Source organism: Belliella pelovolcani (genome assembly GCF_900156785.1).
GTDB classification, from domain to species: domain Bacteria; phylum Bacteroidota; class Bacteroidia; order Cytophagales; family Cyclobacteriaceae; genus Belliella; species Belliella pelovolcani.
The window spans coordinates 48,843-67,129 of sequence record NZ_FTOP01000003.1 but is presented as its reverse complement, the minus strand read 5'-3'; the positions used below and the strand labels follow the sequence as shown (position 1 = coordinate 67,129).

The 18,287-nt window shown below is 39.9% G+C and carries 18 protein-coding genes and 1 riboswitch; of the genes, 9 read left to right on the top strand and 9 right to left on the bottom strand.

Going from position 1 to position 18,287, the window contains the following annotated elements; all coding sequences use genetic code 11:
- The first annotated feature begins 14 nt into the window (after positions 1–14).
- Positions 15–341, top strand: coding sequence for a HesB/IscA family protein (locus BW935_RS04335; protein WP_014772526.1), 327 nt, complete (start codon positions 15–17; stop codon positions 339–341).
- A 58-nt stretch (positions 342–399) separates the two neighbouring features.
- Here the strand turns inward: BW935_RS04335 and BW935_RS04330 are convergent, their stop codons facing one another.
- On the bottom strand, positions 400–1,491 hold the full coding sequence (locus tag BW935_RS04330) for a hypothetical protein (protein WP_076498924.1): 1,092 nt from the start codon (positions 1,489–1,491) through the stop codon (positions 400–402).
- A 495-nt stretch (positions 1,492–1,986) separates the two neighbouring features.
- Here BW935_RS04330 and gcvT point away from each other — a divergent pair, with 495 nt between their 5' ends.
- The 6 genes from gcvT to BW935_RS04295 all read left to right on the top strand — a co-directional run bounded on the left by gcvT (position 1,987) and on the right by BW935_RS04295 (position 7,837).
- Positions 1,987–3,081 carry a glycine cleavage system aminomethyltransferase GcvT gene (gcvT, locus tag BW935_RS04320; RefSeq protein WP_076498921.1) on the top strand — a complete coding sequence of 365 codons (1,095 nt, stop codon included), beginning with the start codon at positions 1,987–1,989 and terminating at the stop codon, positions 3,079–3,081.
- Between the two features lie 48 nt (positions 3,082–3,129).
- On the top strand, positions 3,130–3,858 hold the full coding sequence (locus BW935_RS04315; RefSeq protein ID WP_076498920.1) for a 2-phosphosulfolactate phosphatase: 729 nt from the start codon (positions 3,130–3,132) through the stop codon (positions 3,856–3,858).
- A 104-nt stretch (positions 3,859–3,962) separates the two neighbouring features.
- A complete protein-coding gene (locus BW935_RS04310; RefSeq protein ID WP_076498918.1) occupies positions 3,963–4,889 on the top strand; it encodes a ribose-phosphate pyrophosphokinase in 927 nt (308 codons plus the stop codon).
- 42 nt (positions 4,890–4,931) lie between these two features.
- On the top strand, positions 4,932–5,504 hold the full coding sequence (locus BW935_RS04305; RefSeq protein ID WP_076498916.1) for a 50S ribosomal protein L25/general stress protein Ctc: 573 nt from the start codon (positions 4,932–4,934) through the stop codon (positions 5,502–5,504).
- A 114-nt stretch (positions 5,505–5,618) separates the two neighbouring features.
- Positions 5,619–6,179, top strand: coding sequence for an aminoacyl-tRNA hydrolase (pth, locus tag BW935_RS04300; protein WP_076498915.1), 561 nt, complete (start codon positions 5,619–5,621; stop codon positions 6,177–6,179).
- Positions 6,180–6,347: 168 nt separating this feature from the next.
- A riboswitch (SAM riboswitch) is annotated at positions 6,348–6,451 on the top strand.
- Positions 6,452–6,667: 216 nt separating this feature from the next.
- The gene (locus tag BW935_RS04295; protein WP_076498913.1) at positions 6,668–7,837 is read left to right on the top strand and encodes a trans-sulfuration enzyme family protein; all 1,170 of its coding nucleotides are present in this window, start codon (positions 6,668–6,670) and stop codon (positions 7,835–7,837) included.
- Positions 7,838–7,986: 149 nt separating this feature from the next.
- Here the strand turns inward: BW935_RS04295 and BW935_RS04290 are convergent, their stop codons facing one another.
- Positions 7,987–8,562, bottom strand: a complete 576-nt coding sequence (locus BW935_RS04290) for a DUF2911 domain-containing protein (RefSeq protein WP_076498910.1) — start codon at positions 8,560–8,562, stop codon at positions 7,987–7,989.
- A gap of 61 nt (positions 8,563–8,623) precedes the next feature.
- Complete coding sequence (locus BW935_RS04285) at positions 8,624–10,267, bottom strand: amidohydrolase (protein ID WP_076498908.1); 1,644 nt, start codon at positions 10,265–10,267, stop codon at positions 8,624–8,626.
- A gap of 83 nt (positions 10,268–10,350) precedes the next feature.
- Here BW935_RS04285 and BW935_RS04280 point away from each other — a divergent pair, with 83 nt between their 5' ends.
- Positions 10,351–11,694 (top strand): M24 family metallopeptidase, encoded by a 1,344-nt coding sequence (locus BW935_RS04280; RefSeq protein WP_076498906.1) that lies wholly within the window; start codon positions 10,351–10,353, stop codon positions 11,692–11,694.
- Between the two features lies 1 nt (position 11,695).
- On the opposite strand, the gene BW935_RS04275 is transcribed toward BW935_RS04280, so the two are convergent.
- The 3 genes from BW935_RS04275 to BW935_RS04265 form a co-directional block, all read right to left on the bottom strand.
- Positions 11,696–12,460, bottom strand: a complete 765-nt coding sequence (locus tag BW935_RS04275) for a TIGR02757 family protein (RefSeq protein ID WP_076498905.1) — start codon at positions 12,458–12,460, stop codon at positions 11,696–11,698.
- A gap of 1 nt (position 12,461) precedes the next feature.
- Positions 12,462–13,016 carry a hypothetical protein gene (locus tag BW935_RS04270; RefSeq protein WP_076498903.1) on the bottom strand — a complete coding sequence of 185 codons (555 nt, stop codon included), beginning with the start codon at positions 13,014–13,016 and terminating at the stop codon, positions 12,462–12,464.
- Positions 13,017–13,130: 114 nt separating this feature from the next.
- Positions 13,131–14,318, bottom strand: a complete 1,188-nt coding sequence (locus tag BW935_RS04265; RefSeq protein WP_076498901.1) for a LysM peptidoglycan-binding domain-containing protein — start codon at positions 14,316–14,318, stop codon at positions 13,131–13,133.
- A 230-nt stretch (positions 14,319–14,548) separates the two neighbouring features.
- On the opposite strand from BW935_RS04265, the gene BW935_RS04260 reads away from it, so the two are divergent.
- Positions 14,549–15,910 (top strand): NfeD family protein, encoded by a 1,362-nt coding sequence (locus BW935_RS04260; RefSeq protein ID WP_076498900.1) that lies wholly within the window; start codon positions 14,549–14,551, stop codon positions 15,908–15,910.
- A gap of 63 nt (positions 15,911–15,973) precedes the next feature.
- On the opposite strand, the gene BW935_RS04255 is transcribed toward BW935_RS04260, so the two are convergent.
- From BW935_RS04255 to BW935_RS04245, 3 genes are all read right to left on the bottom strand, one after another.
- Positions 15,974–16,432, bottom strand: a complete 459-nt coding sequence (locus BW935_RS04255; RefSeq protein ID WP_076498898.1) for a CBS domain-containing protein — start codon at positions 16,430–16,432, stop codon at positions 15,974–15,976.
- Positions 16,433–16,557: 125 nt separating this feature from the next.
- On the bottom strand, positions 16,558–17,298 hold the full coding sequence (locus BW935_RS04250) for a copper homeostasis protein CutC (RefSeq protein WP_076498896.1): 741 nt from the start codon (positions 17,296–17,298) through the stop codon (positions 16,558–16,560).
- Positions 17,298–18,278: an isoaspartyl peptidase/L-asparaginase family protein gene (locus tag BW935_RS04245; protein WP_076498895.1), complete on the bottom strand. Its 981-nt coding sequence runs from the start codon at positions 18,276–18,278 to the stop codon at positions 17,298–17,300. Before BW935_RS04245 ends, BW935_RS04250 begins: the two co-directional genes overlap by 1 nt.
- Between the last annotated feature and the right edge of the window lie 9 nt (positions 18,279–18,287).

Below are 18,287 nucleotides of genomic sequence, written 5' to 3'. Positions count from 1 at the left end.
GAAAATTATAAGATATGATAGTAGTTTCTGAAAAGGCAAAAGAAAGAATCTTGGAGCTTAGAAAAGAGGAAGGCCGATCTGAAAATGAAAATATTAGAGTTTCTGTCAAAGGTGGAGGTTGCTCTGGATTGATGTATGACTTGGGTTTCGATGCTTCTTTGACCGATACAGACCATGTATTTGAAGACAAGGGTATCAAAATCCTAGTTGATCGCAAGAGCTTGCTATACTTGGCTGGAACCACCTTAGAATTTACAGATGGCTTAAATGGCAAGGGATTCCAGTTCGTGAACCCCAATGCTTCTCGCACCTGTGGATGTGGAGAAAGCTTCTCTGTTTAGGCCAATAGTGGTTTAGTAATCAAAAACGTCTTCTCGCTTTGCGGAAAGACGTTTTTTTTTAGTTTAAATCATAAACATAAAGATTGTATTCCTTCTCGTGAGGTAGAAAGCAGTACACCTTTTTATTATTGAAATCGACTGCGAATGATTCCACGAACTTATTATCTGCAAGCACATATTTTTTCAAGAGGTTTCCATCCCAATCAAATTGCAAAAAACTCAAATCTTGATGATTGTAGTTATTATAAATTGCAGTAGAAGAATTATTGTAATTTAATCCAAGAATATATTCGTCATTCGAATCTATATCTACAATAAAATGCTTAGAATCAAACCATTCAGTTTTTCTATATTCTTCTAAACCATTCTTAAGAGAATCCACAGTATCATAGTTTATAGATGCTAAAAGATTCTGCTCAAAGTCATAAATTTCAAGATTAGGGACCAACAAACTTGCAGCAGCGATTTTCATTCCCCTCTGATTTACTGTAATTGCTGGCTTATAAATTGAATACATCAAAAATGGCTCAATGTCAAAATCCAACTTAGGCGTGTACGGAAACACCATTTCGTTTTGACCGATCCTATCATATAGGATGAATTTTTTCGGTCCATCAGGAACACCGATATAATAATCTACTGAACTGTAATAGAAATTCAAATAATAATTTTCTCTATCATCTAAAGGGTTTTGACTATGAAATTGAGGTTCGCCATTAATCCATTTAAATAAATCTATTTCATTGATTTCCATTCTATCCAAATCATAAACCACAACAATTGGGGAATTCTCACTTTCTGATCTTCTATAATTTTTCAACAAACGAGGAGTCGCAAATTGATGATCTCCATTTCCAATAGTTCCATATTCAGCTAAAAGCTGGAAATTACTTGTATTATACACTTTCAAGAAATTGTCTTTGCTAGTTTGAATAACCAAAAAAGAATCAACAACCATCAAATTCACATTACTTTGACTGAATATAGAGATTTCCTTAACAAATTCTCCATAAATAGGCACTTCCTCATTAAATTGCTGAATAGAACTTTCTTTGTTAATACAATTGAAAAGTAAAAAAGCTAAAGAAATAAATATTAAACCATTGAATTTAACCTTTTTAAAATACTCTAATTTTTGATTGTTATACATGAAATTAAAATTATGGGGTTTATATAAAAACTAGTAAAATATATTTAGGATGGAGTATGGTTCCAATCGTTTTAACATCCTATATAATCAGGGCTTTATAGCAGATTGATAGAACCATTATTTTTTTGCGTAATTAATTAAAAAAGCTTAGTCAACAATCTTTTTGCTAGAGTCATTTTGCTTTTTCAATTCCATAAGCCTTAAAATAAGTCCAATACACAACACTAGTACTGCTAAAATTAACATGATGTAATGAACACCTATAATATAATAGGTATCATAAAGTTGAATATCAACTGTTTCATTTCGAAAAATAAAACTTAAAATGATCAACCAAGCTATTAACACAATCAGGACAACCCTCATAATTTTTTAGACTTCAACTAATGAATCAAATTCCAAATTAATAAAAATATTTGAAGGAAAAGGCTGTTCCTGCTTTTTGTAATCCACCTTTATAAATTACCTTTGCCCCCTAAAGAAATAAACCCGATCATGGAAGATATTATCAAAAAAATCCAACTTAATGACCTCCACGTAGCTTTGGGAGGAAAAATGGTTCCTTTTGCTGGCTACAATATGCCTGTTCGCTATTCTTCTGATATGGAAGAGCACAAAACAGTCCGCGAAGGCGTTGGAGTCTTTGATGTTTCCCACATGGGTGAATTCATGGTAACAGGTCCAAAAGCATTGGACTTGATCCAAAAAGTAACTTCAAATGATGCTTCCAAACTGATCAATGGACAAGCACAATACGCTTGTTTCCCAAATGACAAAGGTGGTATAGTAGATGACCTGATCGTCTACAAGTTTGAAGATGAAAAATACATGCTTGTAGTGAATGCTTCCAACATAGACAAAGATTGGGCATGGATCAATCAGCACAATACTATGGGTGCTGATTTGGAGAATATTTCTGATACGCTTTCTCTTTTTGCTGTTCAAGGACCAAAAGCCATAGAAGCAGTACAAGTGCTCACTCCTGTGAATCTTTCAGAAGTGAAATTTTATCACTTTACAGTAGGTGAATTTGCAGGTGTAAAAGATGTGATTATCTCAGGAACGGGGTACACAGGTGCTGGCGGGTTTGAGATTTATGTCAAAAACGAGGATGCCGAAAAAGTATGGAACGCCATCTTTGAAGCTGGAAAATCCTATGACATCAAGCCAATAGGTCTAGGCGCTAGGGACACTTTGAGAATGGAAATGGGCTTTTGTCTCTATGGCAATGACATCAATGACGAAACGTCTCCACTGGAAGCAGGCTTAGGTTGGATTACCAAATTCACCAAAGATTTCATCAACTGTGAAAACCTGAAAAAACAAAAAGAAGCAGGAGTTGACAAAAAACTAGTCGGATTCATCCTCCAAGAAAGAGGAATCCCTAGGGCCCACTACCCTATTGTCAATGCAGCAGGTGAGGTAATCGGTGAAGTGACCTCCGGAACGCAGTCACCATCCATGGGGGTAGGTATAGGCTTAGGCTATGTCAAGTCGGAGTTTGCTGCTCCAGGTACCGAGATTGCGATTCAGATCAGAAACAAGAATATTGCGGCCAAAATAGAAAAGCTGCCTTTATATAAAAAATAATTACAGAAACCCGCATGGCAATATTGTCTTGCGGGTTTTCTTTTGCCCATGACAAAGAGAAAAGTAGAAGTCTGCTTCAGTCCTGAATTGGTTCATCTTCATGAATTAGAAAATAAGATCGTGGTCGTGGTGGACATATTCCGAGCTACCTCCACCATGATCGCGGCATTGGGAAATGGTGTTACTAGCATCACTCCTGTTGCCGATTTAGAAACTTGTAGAGCTATGCAGTCTAAGGGTTATGTCATCGCAGGAGAAAGAAATGGCCAAACTGCTGAGGGCTTCACGCTAGGCAATTCCCCCTTAGCTTATCTTGATGGCGCATATACAAATCAAAAAATAGCCATGACCACGACAAATGGCACTTTGGCTATAGAAAAATCCAAAGCAGGTTCCAAGGAAGTACTGATAGGGGCTTTTGTCAATCTACGAGCTACAGCCTATTACTTGACTTCACAAAACCATGATGTATTGATTCACTGTGCCGGCTGGAAAGGCAAATTCAACCTTGAAGATTCCTTATATGCTGGAGCTTTGGTTAGCTTATTGGAAGAAAATTTCGAATTTGACTGTGATGGAGCTATCGCCATGAAAGGTCTTTACGAATCCAATAAATCCGATTTAGCGGGGTTTCTAGCGCAAGCTTCTCACGCAAAAAGACTCCAAAACCATCAGATTGAGGCAGATATAGATTTTTGCCTTAGTTTGGACTTATTCCCAATCATAGGAAAGCTACAAGATCAAGAACTTGTAGCACAAATGATTAAAACCAAATAAAATTTCACAAAGCATTAATAATCTTTCTCAAAGCCTGCAAAAATAGCTACCTTTACAGGCATCTTAAAACAAATAGATTCACTCCCAAAACCCTTCACAAAAAAATGACTGAGGTCAAACTCTTCTCCGGAACCAACAGCAATCAATTAGCCGAAAAAATCGCCAAACATTATGGCAAAAAACTTGGCGATCTCACCATGTCCAAGTTCAGCGATGGCGAAATGTCACCCAGCTTCAACGAATCAGTAAGAGGATGTACAGTATTTTTGATTCAATCTACCAACCCTTCTGCGGATAATTTGCTCGAGCTATGCCTGATGATCGATGCTGCAAAAAGAGCATCTGCTTACAAAGTATGTGCAGTAATTCCTTACTACGGCTATGCAAGACAAGATAGGAAAGATAGACCAAGAGTTTCGATAGCGGCCAAGCTTGTGGCTAATATCTTGACCTCTGCTGGCGCTGATAGGATCATGACTTGTGACTTGCATGCGGGACAAATTCAGGGATTTTTTGACATACCTTTGGATCATTTGAATGGTTCAGCTATCTTTGTGCCCTATTTGGAAAGGCTAGACACCAGCAACCTTATTTTTGCAGCACCTGATGTGGGTGGCGTAGCAAGAGCAAGGTCGTATGCCAAGCACTTCGAAGTAGAAATGGTCGTCTGTGATAAGCACAGAAAAAGAGCCAATGAAGTGGCTTCAATGCAAGTGATAGGTGATGTAGAAGGAAAAGATGTGGTGTTGGTAGATGACTTGGTAGATACTGCTGGCACACTTTGCAAAGCTGCTCAAATCATCATGGATAAGGGAGCCAAATCTGTCAGAGCCATCGCAACACATGGTGTACTTTCAGGAAAAGCTTATGAAAATATTGAAAATTCAGTATTGCAGGAATTGGTCATCACTGATACTATTCCAGTAAAGCAAAAATCAGACAAAATCAGAGTCATCTCTGTTGCTGATCTTTTTGCTAAAGCAATACACGCAGTGACAGGAAATACTTCAATTTCAGCACTGTTTATTTAAGCATTACACTTAATTATTTATAAACAATTCAATTTAAAATTTATGAAATCTTTAGAGATTATAGGGTTTAAAAGAGCAAATCTCGACGGAGCTGCACTGAAAGAAATCAGAGAAGAAGGCAACGTTCCTTGTGTAGTTTACGGTCCAGGTATCAAAGAGCAGATTCATTTCTACTCTCCAGCTATCCTTTTCAGAGACTTGATCTATACTCCTGATGTTCACATGGTAGACTTGAACATCGAAGGTACTAAGGTAAAAGCGATCTTGAGAGAAGCGCAATTCCATCCAGTATCTGAGGTATTGCTTCACGCTGACTTCTTGGCTTATACTGAAAACAAAGAGATCAAAATGGATATCCCAGTTGAAATCATGGGTACTTCTCCAGGTATCATCAAAGGGGGTAAATTAGAAATGAAAGCAAGAACTTTGAAAGTAAAAGGACTAGCTGCTAATCTTCCTGACAGAATCCCTGTTGATATTTCTCATCTTGATCTTGGTAAATCAGTTAAAGTAGGTGAGCTTTCTGTAGAAGGTTTCGAAATCTTAACTAGCCCTAATGTATCTATCGCTACGATCGGTATTCCAAGAGCACTTAGAGGTAAAAAAGCTGAATAATCACGGCTTTCTTGAATATTGTAAAATCCTGCTTGTTCGCGAGCAGGATTTTTTATTTTTGTGCTCACATTATCAGAGCTATCAGGCTTAAGAATAGATTTAAGTTTATCATAGATGAAGTATTTAATAGTAGGATTGGGCAACATAGGGCCAGAATATGAATTGACACGACACAATGTAGGCTTTCTTACTTTGGACAGACTGGCCGATAAGCATGGCGTTTCTTGGAAAAGTGGCAGACTGGCATTTACCACTAATTTCAAATTCAAAGGACGAACATTTCACCTGATCAAACCGACTACTTTCATGAACCTCAGTGGCAAAGCAGTCAACTATTGGATGAAAGAACTCAATATCTCCAAGGAAAATATCTTGGTGGTAGTAGATGATGTGGCTTTACCCTTCGGAAAATTGCGCATGCGTGGAAAAGGCTCCGCTGCTGGTCACAATGGCTTGAAGAATATAGAGGAATTAACGGGAGGGCAAGATTATCCTAGACTTAAGTTTGGCATTGGAGATGACTTCCCTAAAGGGAGGCAGGTAGAATATGTCCTCGGAAGATGGACCCAACAAGAAATAGACGAGCTACCCATATTTATGGATAAAGCCATTGAGATGATCATATCTTTCGGGACTATCGGTATCAATATGACGATGTCGCAGTTTAATGAATGATTTTAGATCTTAGATTTTAGATTTAAAAATAATCCATCTGCAATAACAGGGGTTGATCCCTCAAATCTAAAATCTACCTTCTTAAATCTTAAATTAGAAAGAAATCTGAGAGGTCTATTTTTTGAATTTCGAGAATTAGGTCTTTACTTTGTAGCACTTCAGTTTACTGATTTATAAAGAAGAGGTGAGAGAACAGGCTCCGTGACCCTCTGGCAACCATCACATCCCAGCTGAAAGGTGCCAAAACCTGCCCAATGTGGGAACTATAAATTAGACATTATGCATATTTCTAGGCAGTATCTTTATTCTTTTAAGTTGATTTACATGGATAAAAGTGTAAATGACTATCTACTGTATTCCCATTTTCAAAAACAGTATTTCAACTATATTTCGACCAGATACTCATTGTATATCAACCTTATCCAAGATATATCAAACCCCCAAAATCCTCAATCTCTAATAACTAATCGATAGTTAACTAATTCATTATGTCCCATTTCGAAACTGATGCCATACGTCTCAACGCATCTAAATCTAACCAAAGAGAGCACTCTGCGCCGCTATACCTAACTTCAAGTTTCACCTTCGACTCAGCAGAGGAGGCCAGAGCCATGTTTGCAGAAGAAATTCCCGGCAACATCTACTCCCGCTATGCCAACCCAAACTCCACCGAGTTGATAGAGAAGGTCTGTGCTGCTGAAGGTACTGAAGACGGCATAGCCACAGCTTCTGGAATGGCAGCGATGTTTGGAAGCATGGCTGCACTTCTACAGCAGGGGGATCATATTTTGGCATCTCGATCCTTATTTGGTTCTACACATCAATTATTGACTCGAGTTTTCCCAAAATGGGGCATCATCTCCACTTATGGCGATATCTCAGATTACAAAAACTGGGATAAATTGATACAGGCCAACACCAAAATGCTTTTCATCGAAACCCCTTCGAACCCAGGTTTGGAAATCATTGATTTGGAATGGGCAGGACAGTTTGCAGCAGCACATAATTTGATCCTTGTAGTGGACAATTGCTTCGCTACACCATACCTTCAGCAACCAGCCAAATGGGGAGCGCACATTGTGACTCACTCAGCGACCAAATTCATTGATGGGCAAGGAAGAGTATTGGGTGGTTTGATTCTTGGAAAAAAAGAATTGATTCAAGAAGTACAATTCTTTAGCAGACATACTGGTCCTTCTATCTCTCCTTTCAATGCTTGGATTCTAGCAAAAAGTATGGAAACACTTGCTGTAAGGATGGACAGACATTGCGCCAATGCCTTGGCAGTAGCTGAATACTTCCAAGATAGCGCTGACTTGGATTTTGTGAAGTATCCATTCTTGAAGTCACATCCCCAGTATGACCTCGCCAAGAAACAGATGAAGCTAGGGGGTGGAATCATCACACTTACACTCAAAGGAGGTATAGCCAGAGCACAGAGATTCATCGATCAATTGCAGATGATCTCAGTGACTGCCAATCTTGGAGATAGCCGAAGCATCATCACCCACCCAGCATCGACTACCCATAGCAAACTATCTGAAGAGGAGCGTGCAAAAGTAGGGATCAGCGATGGACTTATCAGACTTTCTGTAGGCCTCGAACACCAAGAAGACATCATCAAAGATGTAGAGCGTGCATTGGAAAAGTCAAGATAATCTGTAATAAGAAAAGACCTGAGAGGTTTTGAAAGCCTGTCAGGTCTACTAAACAAAAAGGGAAGAGCATCAGATGTTCTTCCCTTTTATCTTATTTAATGAAGTTTACTGTTCAACTAATATCTCAATCAACCAGTAACCACTTCCCTTTATCCAATTACAATTGGCAATACCAATTTCTCCCACTTCACCACGATACCTGGTGATTCTATGGAGATAGACAATTGCTCTTGGCTTTCTTCTACAAAAGTTGGAGTTGATTCTACTCTCAAGACATCATTCTCTTCTTTGTATTGGAAATGCCCATGCTCCAAATCCCATTCAGAATTGAAAATCACAGTCCATTTTCCTGATGCTCTAGGAATAGTAAATAAAGAGTATTTACCAGCAGGCAGTACTGATCCTTCTACTGTGATATCAGTGGCAAACTCTACCCAAGTAGCTTCATTGGCACCGGTTCTCCAAACTTCATTGTAAGGGACCAAGTCCCCCCAAATCACTCTGCCTTTGACAGAAGGGGCCCCATACTGCAGGTCAAGGGTTACATTATCTCCCACTGTACCTTGCACAGTTCTCAATGGACTCGCTCTCTCCTGTACTGGAGCTAGTTCTTCCATCATTTCAGAAGATGCTTCCTCCTCTGTATTTTTCTCAGCGCCACAACCGTAGAAAGTCATCGTTCCAGCCATCAAAATGGCCATCATCCAAGCGTTTGATTTTTTCATGTGTTTATGTTTTTTCGAATTCGAATTTAAATAATTTTTCTTGAAGTCAATGCTAGCAAATTTATTTCCCCTGAATAACCACTCTTTCAACTTGAATGTCCTTAATTTTATGTGGTGCTACTTCTAAAGGATTCTCTGAAAGAATCACAAAATCAGCAAATTTCCCTACTTCTAGAGATCCTGTCATTTTTTCCATAAAAGCGGACTTAGCCCCATCAATAGTCATGGCTCTTAATGCTTCCTCTACTGTCAAAGCTTGTTCTGCATACCAAGCTGAAGTTGGGTTCCCTTGTAAGTCCATCCTCGTAACACCAAAATAAAGGGTTTGCATCGGCTCCCAAGGTTCACCTGGCATATCCGAATTAAGAATAAATGGCACTTGATTATCCAGCATATTTCTCCATGCATAGGCATGCTTTATTCTATTTGGTCCCAATCTGTCCTCAGCCCAATTGCGATCACCTACAGCATGACTACTCTGCATACTCACCCACACACCTAGCTCTGATGCTCGTACATAGAAGTTTTCGTATACTACTTGTGCATGCTCCAACCTCCAGCGATGATCAAAAGGTTTATTTTTGATAGCCTCTTCATACACATCTAAGATTCTGTCATTTCCTAGGTCTCCTATCGCATGAATAGCCAACTGAAAATCCTTATCAGCTGCTTTGGTAGCCAATTCTTTGATCTTGGAAATACTGATTCTCTCAGTCATTCTCGCAGCTTTGGGATTGTCTGAATATGGCCCAAAGAGCAACGCTGTTCTTGATCCCAAAGAACCATCGTAAAATACTTTAATTCCTTTTACCAAAAATTTCCGATCTAAATCCATTTTGGGTCCTTTTGCAAACCACTCTTCCATCATTTGATCATCATTACCATTCAGCATCCCATAAACTCTAATTGGAAGTAGATCTGCAGCATCCAATTCTAGGTAGGCTTGCAAAGACAACTTTGTCATCCCAGCTTCATGAATAGCAGTAATACCCTTTGATTTTAAAGTTTCCAAACCTGAAATAATAGCACGCTTGGCTTCTTCCACAGTTTCTTCTGGCACAAATCGATTCACAAGTTGCTGAGCAGAGGTCTCTAAAACTCCAGTTGGCTCTCCATTTTCCCTTCTGATGATTGCTCCGACCTCTGGTTCAGGTGTATTGCTATCAATCCCTGCTATCTCGAGCGCTTTACCATTATAAAAACCAGCAAAGCCATGTAAAGCTTGTAGCTTAACAGGATTATCAGGGAAAGCTATATCTAAAGCAGCACGGTCTGGGTAACCTTTACTGGCCCACTCTCCTTCATCCCAACCAAAGCCTAATAGCCATTCTCCCTTCATTGGATTAGGGAAAAAAGCTTGCAAGCGGGATACCATTTCCTCTTCAGTAGTAGTTCCTTCAAGATTAGCCTTAAGTGTCTGCTGGCCAAATTCATGTGCATGAACATGGGAATCAACTATGCCAGGAATGACTGTTTTGCCTCCAAGATCAATTCGAATCGCCTTGGGGAATTGAGCGCTCAGGGACTCAAGATTTCCAAGGCCTACAATCAACCCATCTTGAACAGCCATCGCCTCTACCACTTGTTCATCAGCAGACATGGTGATAATTTCTCCATTGAAATACAGCATCACCAATTCTTCCTGCTGACAAGAAATCAAAAGACAGCTTACCGCTACTACAAAAAGGATTTTTATTTTCGACATTATAATGCTTAATTTCATTTGAATTTGTATTGATGATCAATTCCCAAAAAGGAATTTGAATTATGGACTAACCCCTAAGATAAATGAAACAGTTGTTCCCTGTATTAAAATCCATGCTTTTTGCATTGATTATTATTTCAATGGCTGCTGCTTGCCAGCCTTCCACTCCAGAAACTGAAGAATTCGAAAACCCTTTTGCAGGACCTAGCCCTTGGCCAGAAATCAGAAAAGAAAGACTACAGAAACTCCTTCCTCAAGCCATGGAAGCTGCTGATGTGGATGCTTGGGCTGTGATCTGTCGGGAAAACAACAATGACCCCATTGCCCATCATGTAGGTGGAGAAAATGCTGGAGGAACAGCCGTCTTTCTTTTTCACAGATCTGGAAACGGAATCAAATCCACTGTTTTTTCTCCCATAGGTGAAGCTACAGCCTTGGCAGATCTCAAAATCCATGATGAAGTCATTCCAGTAGAACGAGGAGCTTCTGCTATCAGCCAAGCAGCGGAGTTTATAAAATCTCAAAATTTCAAGAATATCGCTATCAATAGTTCTAATGAAAATGAACTGGCAGATGGTATAAGTTATACGCAAAGGATCGCCTTCGAAAAAGCCCTCGGAAGGGAAGCATCAAAATTGATCTCTTCCAACGAGTTAGTGTATGAATTCTTGGCTATCAAACTTCCCACAGAAGTAGAAATTATGACTCAAGCTGCTCAGCTAACTTCTGACTGGCAATATGAAGCCTATGCCCAAATCATCCCAGGTAAAAGTACCGATGCTGATATTGCGAAATTTCTCAAAAAGAAAATGGAACAGTATGGCGTCACTGATGCATGGTCGCCTGATCAAAATCCAAATGTCAATTCAGGTCCTGACCGTGGTCATTCGCATGCCACTGATAAGGTCATTATGCCTGGAGATGTCATCCAGATTGACTTTGGAATTCGTGTCTTTGATATGTGGGTATCAGACATACAGCGGTTTGCCTATGTGCTTAGAGAAGGAGAAACACAAGCCCCTGACTCTGTACAATTCTACTTTGACTCTTCAATTGGTGGGAATAGAATTGCACTGGCAGCCATGAAGCCGGGTGTACTCGGCTACCAAGTGGACAAAGCGCAGCGTGACTGGATGGCAGAGCGTGGCTCTGAGTATGTCATGTGGAGTACAGGTCACCCTGTGGGCTATGTAGCACATGATATCGGTCCTAACTTAGGGGGTGGTTTGCTTGAAAATCCTGCTAGCAGACCTGCTGCTGTCAAACCACTCAAAGAAGGGATGTTATTTGCCTTTGATGGCTTCCATGCTTGGAATCTACCTGGAGGTGGTACCAAAACCATGTCAGTAGAAGAGACAGCTGTAGTCACTGCTGATGGTGCATGGTATCTGATCGAGCCGCAGAAAGAGCTGATTTTGATAAAATAATCTAGAATTTTTCCTCTACACCCAAGCCAAATAAAGCAAAATCATATTTGACAGGATCGACTGGATCAAAGTCGCGGAGCTTCTCAGTAAGTTCTATGGCTGTGATCCAGTCGGTTTGTTTTCTGGTGATCAACCCAAGCTTCCTCCCCACCCGATCTACATGCAAGTCACAGGGACAGATCAATTGGCTAGGTTGTATTGTTTTCCAAATTCCAAAATCTACGCCCTTGTCATCATGTCGCACCATCCATCTGAGAAACATATTGATGCGCTTGCAGGCAGCTTTTCTTTTTGGTGTAGCGATATGCTTTCTTGTTCGCTGAGGAGCCTCGGGAAGCTGGAAGAAAAAATCATGAAAATTGGAGAGCAACTTTTCCATAACATCAACATCCTCAGAAAAGCCCTGTAAAAAGGCCAATTCCAAACTTTCATGATTTCTATAATACCAAGTGAAAAATTCGATAAAGTAAAGCGTATCAATGTCATTGAAAGTACGATGCTTGAAATTTAAAAATGGCTTGAGGTCGTTTTCAGTGTGGTGTAGCATGAAGTCATGTGGTGAATTGTCCATCATAGCAAATAGCTCCAAGCATTTGTTGATGATAGTCTTGCGCTGTCCCCAAGCTAATACAGCCGCTATAAAGCCAGAGATCTCAATGTCCTGCTTTTTGGAAAACTTATGAGGAATAGAGATAGGATCCAAAGTAATGAAATCAGGCTGATTGTATTCCTCAACCTTTGCATCCAAAAAGCCCTTCAAGTCCATATTAGCGTGCAATTGTCACTTCTCCTCCCTGCGTCCCATCAAACCATTTGAAGGAAAGTGATTTTTCTTCAATTTGGGAAACATGCCAATCGTAGCATTTGATATTCGTAAGCGATGTCAAACTATCTTCATCTGGTAGATATAGGCAAATATCAAAATCAGGCAACAATTTGGAGTCAGTCGCATTCCATTTTTCTAATAAAATCCCTTCGTCCAGAAACCTAACTTTCCCTCCAAAATAATGATCTTGAAGTACAGAAGGCACTCCATCTTTTCTCCTCAACTGATAGCAAGATGGCCCAAACATGATTTGTTTGTGCAATTTGGCTTCAATCAATTCATTGGTATTGGGAAGAATTTCCCAGTCTGATTTATGAAAAGCTTTGGTTTCTTGCTTAGGCCCTAAGCTTGCCAACAATCTAGAAAGTGCAGAAAAAGTATATGTCACACCAATAAATAATAGGCCAAAAGTTGCCAATATGGGGTAACTGATGATGAAAAGTGCATTCCAAACGTATCGAAATGCATGATGCAATATTACTTGTAATTTATTCATAAGAACAGGTACAAAAGTACTTCCTTATACCAAGAATACCAAAATGAAACAAAGTCATAAAAAAAGCAGGACATCTTCCCGCCCTGCTTTTATAATTTCAAATATGGTAAAACATCAATATGAAACTTCTACTGGGAACCTTGAATTGACAGCCCTCAACTGATCGAAGGCTGCTTTGGAAACCTTAACAACTAGCCTGCTATTGTCACCAGTATTGGGTAGCTTACCTACAACCCTTGCGAAAATCGTGATGTCATTCTCTTCATTTCTCACTCGCATGATTGTTCCTACAGGAGCGTCTCTGTGAAGAACCAAGTATTTTTTATGATTACCTGTACCATCGATGACTTCAGCCAAGCCTGTTTCTTTGATATTCTTATAAGAAGTATCTTCTGTTTTGGTCGTCGTCAAAGTAGCTTCTGACCTTTCATTATTGACTATAACTGGCACTGTAGAGCTGACAACAGGCACTGTAGATGGTCCAGAAGGTCCACGACCCACTTTAAGTTTTTGACCTACAGAGAGATTATTTGAAGACAAACCATTCCATGTAATCAAGTCTTCTACTTTAGAATCATATCGCTTAGCTACTGCAAAAAGTGTCTCGCCTTGCTCTACCGTATGCGTGATCCACTCACCAGGAAAACTCAACTCACTATTTGCAGCATTAGAATCTGCGGTTCTAGGTCTATTTTCCTCTCTTACTGGCACTTCTCTTGGTCTTAATTCTTCTGTTTTTGTCTTAGCTTCAACTTTCTTTTCCTCAGCCTTGGCTAAGGCTTCAGATTTTCTTTCTTCAGCTCTTGCTTTATTTGCCTGAGCTACAGCTGGAACCTCTACTTTAGCCTCTGCTACTATTTTTGGTTCTTCCTTAGCAGCCACGCCTTGAATAACCAATGCTTGACCTAAGCTTAGGTCATTGCCTTTGAGATCATTCCAAGACATGATATCACCTACGCTGACACCATATTTTTTTGAAATTGCAAAAAGCGTTTCTCCTTGAGCAACATTATGAACAAGCGATCCTGTTGGCAAAGCAGCTGGCTCTATATAGGGAATTCTTATCCTTTGTCCCATTTTCAATCCATCCTTGAGTACCTCATTGGCTTGAACTATATCATTGACCGATGCCGAATACCTTCTTGATATCCCAAATAAAGTCTCTTGCTGTTCTACTTGGTGAATGATAAAAGTTTTTCCACCAATCTTCTCAATTCCTACAGAATCCAGACGAGTCAGTCCTTCTGCATGCGACTGTAGACCAAATATTACAAATAAGGCGATTAGGGTAATTCTCTTCATGTTGTTTATTGATAGATTCACTCGTACAAATTTCTTATTAATTTCTTCAATTACAAGTATTGATACGAGGACTTCCATAAATCGTTCCATACTGACGATTAAAGGAATTCAGATTAGAACTGAAGGTGATTCAGGAGTGAAATTTAGAGACTTAATTTAATGTAGATAATCAAAAAAAGCGCCAGGGGTCTTAATTTTATTGGTATATTGAAAGTCAAATAGTCTAGTTTATGAAAAAATTCTTTTTGCTTTTCCTATGTGTAATTATCAGCTCTGCAATGACTGGATTTGCTCAAGAAGATAGCACACAAATTGAGAAAAAAAAGGTATTCACTTTTGAAATCAAAGATGATATCGACCCCAGAATGAATCGCAAAGTTAGGCTGGCTTTGGAAGAAGCAAAAGCCAAAGAAGCGGATATGATCATCATTGAAATGGACACCTATGGCGGTGCCGTCAATGACGCAGATGACATCCGTACGATGATCCTAGAGACTAAGGTTCCTATTCATGTTTGGATCAATAAGGATGCAGCATCTGCTGGTGCGCTAATATCTATTGCCTGCGATAGTATCTACATGGCTCCTGGCGCAAGTATTGGAGCAGCTACTGTGGTCATGGGAGGTGGTGGAGATGCTGCCCCTGACAAATATCAATCCTATATGCGATCAATGATGCGAAGTACTGCAGAAGCTAAAGGAAGAGATCCCAAAATCGCCGAAGCTATGGTAGATCAAAACCTCGAAGTGGAAGGAGTAAGTGAAAAGGGCAGCGTGATTACATTTTCTGTGTCAGAAGCTATAGCCAATGGGTTCAGCGAAGGCCAAGTCAACTCTTTAGAAGAAGTAATTGAAAAACAAGGAGTCACTGACTTTGAAATTATAACCTATACTGTATCAGGGGTAGAAAAAGTAATTGCTTTCTTTTTGAATCCTGCGGTAAGTGGATTCCTGATTTTGGTAATTTTTGCTGGAATCTACTTCGAAATCCAAACGCCGGGTGTTGGGTTTCCTTTAGCCGCATCACTGGTTGCTGTAGTGCTCTATTTCATACCCTATTATCTAACGGGTTTGGCATCTAATTGGGAGATTGCTGTATTCATAGCTGGAGTTCTATTGCTCGCAGTAGAATTATTTGTCATCCCTGGATTTGGGATCTTTGGGATACTAGGTATCATAGGCATATTGACAGGACTGACATTAGGGATGGTTCCTAATGATGCTTTCGATTTCACATTTGTACCTTCTGGAGATTTATTTGTAGCCTTACTCACGGTCGTTTTGGCTGCCATAGTAGCAATCGGCTTGATTTTCTTCTTTGCACCAAAGGTCAATGAATGGAAAGCTTTCAGCGCAATTTCTCTAGCCACTACTCAGAAAAGAACCGACGGCTATACCTCTTCCAACTACCAAGATTCTTTACTTGGCAAATCAGGTATTGCCCATACACGACTGATGCCTAGCGGAAAAGTAGTGATAGATGATGAAGTATATGATGCTTATTCCCGCGGTGAGTTTATTGACAAGGGAGAACCTATCATTGTCATCAGCACGGAAGGAACTTCACTCAAAGTCAAAAAAGGAAGTGCCTAAAATCAAAAAAGAGAGATAGGGATAACCTGTCTCTCTTTTTTGATTAACTGCTGGGTTGAACGCTCACCAAGTGGTCTCTTTTAGCTTAGGAAATGCTCTGATCAAATCTGACAAACTAATTTGGCCGATTAGCTTACCATCCTTCATCACAGGAAATCGCCTGATTTTCATCTCCAAAAATTGTTGAGCTGCGTCGAAAAGTGATAAATCTGGGCGCATTGTAATCACATCTGAAGACATATGCTCTGCTACTGTTCCAGGAAATGAAGGTGTGTTGGAGTATTTGCCTTTGATGATTTCTTTCAGGCAATCAACCTCGGAAATAATACCAACCAATTTTCCTTGATGATCCACCACTGGGGCTCCAGAAATTTTCCTTTTTGTCAATAAATCCAAGACATGATCAATGGTATCCTCTGGATAAAAAGTGACTAAATTGGTGGACATATGATCCTCTACCATAATTGGGGCTGCCATTTTCTTTGGCTCTGCTGCCCTTACTCCTTGAAAACTCTTTACCATGGCTATTTTAGATTTAAGTGAATCTACAAAATAGAGATAATTTGGTAATTATAAAAATTTATAACTGGTCAACAGGATATTATTCAGGTTTTTATTTTCCATAAAATCTATAATACAAAATTATTCTACACCAATGTTGCTTTAAATGCGCTTACCAATTCTTTATCAATAGTCAAATGCTGATAAAAACTAGCTGGATCGCTCGATAGATTCACACTAGTGGGTCTAAAGATACATTGACTAGCTCTGGTAGTCTTGCAACTTGCATGTATCTCTTGAAGAAAGCCAGTATTTAGAAATCGTGCTACATGCTCTGGTTTCAAGCCTCCCCCTGGCATGATGCTAATTTGAGTTTTAGCCAAATCCAACAGTTTCAAAATTTGATCTTGACCTATTGTCACATCATTTCCTCCCCCAGAAGTCAAGATCCTTTCAAACCCTAAAGTAATCAAATCCAGCAGAGCGCTCTCTTGGGATACACACATATCGAATGCCCGGTGAAACGTACATGACTTGTCTCCAGCTACCTCCAATAGCCTCTTGCAAGTTACTTTATCGATTTCTCCTTTAGAAGTCAATGCCCCAAAAACAAACCCATCAGCACCCAATGAAGACAATAGCTCTATATCTTTGATCATGGCTGAAATCTCTTGATCACTGTACAAAAAATCTCCCCCTCTAGGTCTGATCATGACAAAAATGGGGATATCGATTTGCTCTTTGAGCATTGCTAGCGTTCCTGCACTTGGCGTAGTCCCTCCTGATCCAAAATCAGCACATAGTTCTAACCGGTCAACACCAACTTCGGCAGCTTTCAGGGCAGCTTCTATAGTGAAAACAGGAGCTTCTAATATCAACTTCTTCATCAAAATTTACTTTTAGCATCTACCAATTCCTGACTTTCGAAATGATGCCTAGCGAAATTAAAACCAGGTCTTACCGCGTATGCACCATACTCTCCGTCTTTGTTGATGGCTATAAAACCAGCTTGAATATTATCAATGTCTTTATTTTTGGAAATCAATCTTCTGACTGCCTCTTCACAGGCTTCTTGCGGACTATGGCCTTGACGCATCAGCTCCACAATCAAAAAGCTCCCACAAATCCTGATGATAGACTCACCCAAACCTGTGGCTGTGGCGGCTCCTACTTCATCATCCACAAAAAGACCTGCTCCTATAATTGGACTATCGCCAACTCTGCCGTGCATTTTGTAAGCCAATCCTGAGGTAGTACACGATCCTGCCAATTTCCCATCAGCTCCCAAAGCAATCATCCCAATGGTGTCGTGGTTTTCAATATTGATTATTGGTTTATACTCAGAAGTTTTTTTCCACTCTTGAAAGAGCTCTTCTGCTCTTGGGCTAAGGGTTTCCTCTTCCATCGGAAATCCTTGAGCCAAGGCAAACTGCCTCGCCCCTTCCCCAGCAAGCATCACATGAGGTGTCTCTTCCATTACTTTCCTTGCCAAGGAAATAGGATGCTTCACTTGCCTAACAAACGCCACAGAACCACATGATCCATCACCTTTCATAATGGATGCATCCAAAGTTGCTATTCCTTCTCTATCAGGCAAACCTTGAAGCCCCACCGAAAGGTTTTTCAAATCCAATTCTGTCACTTTCACACCCTGCTCAACTGCTTCTACAATATCCCCTGTCTTAGTCAGAATATCCCAGGCTTTATCATTGGCAGCCATTCCATGCTCCCAAGTAGAAAGAATCAAGGGCTTGTAATTTTCGCCAATCTCCCTGATATCGGATTGGCAAGCAGAATGAATTAAAGATGGAATGATCACAGAGGATCCAATCACAGTCTTTTTTAGAAATGATCTTCGATTAGACATATTTGATGA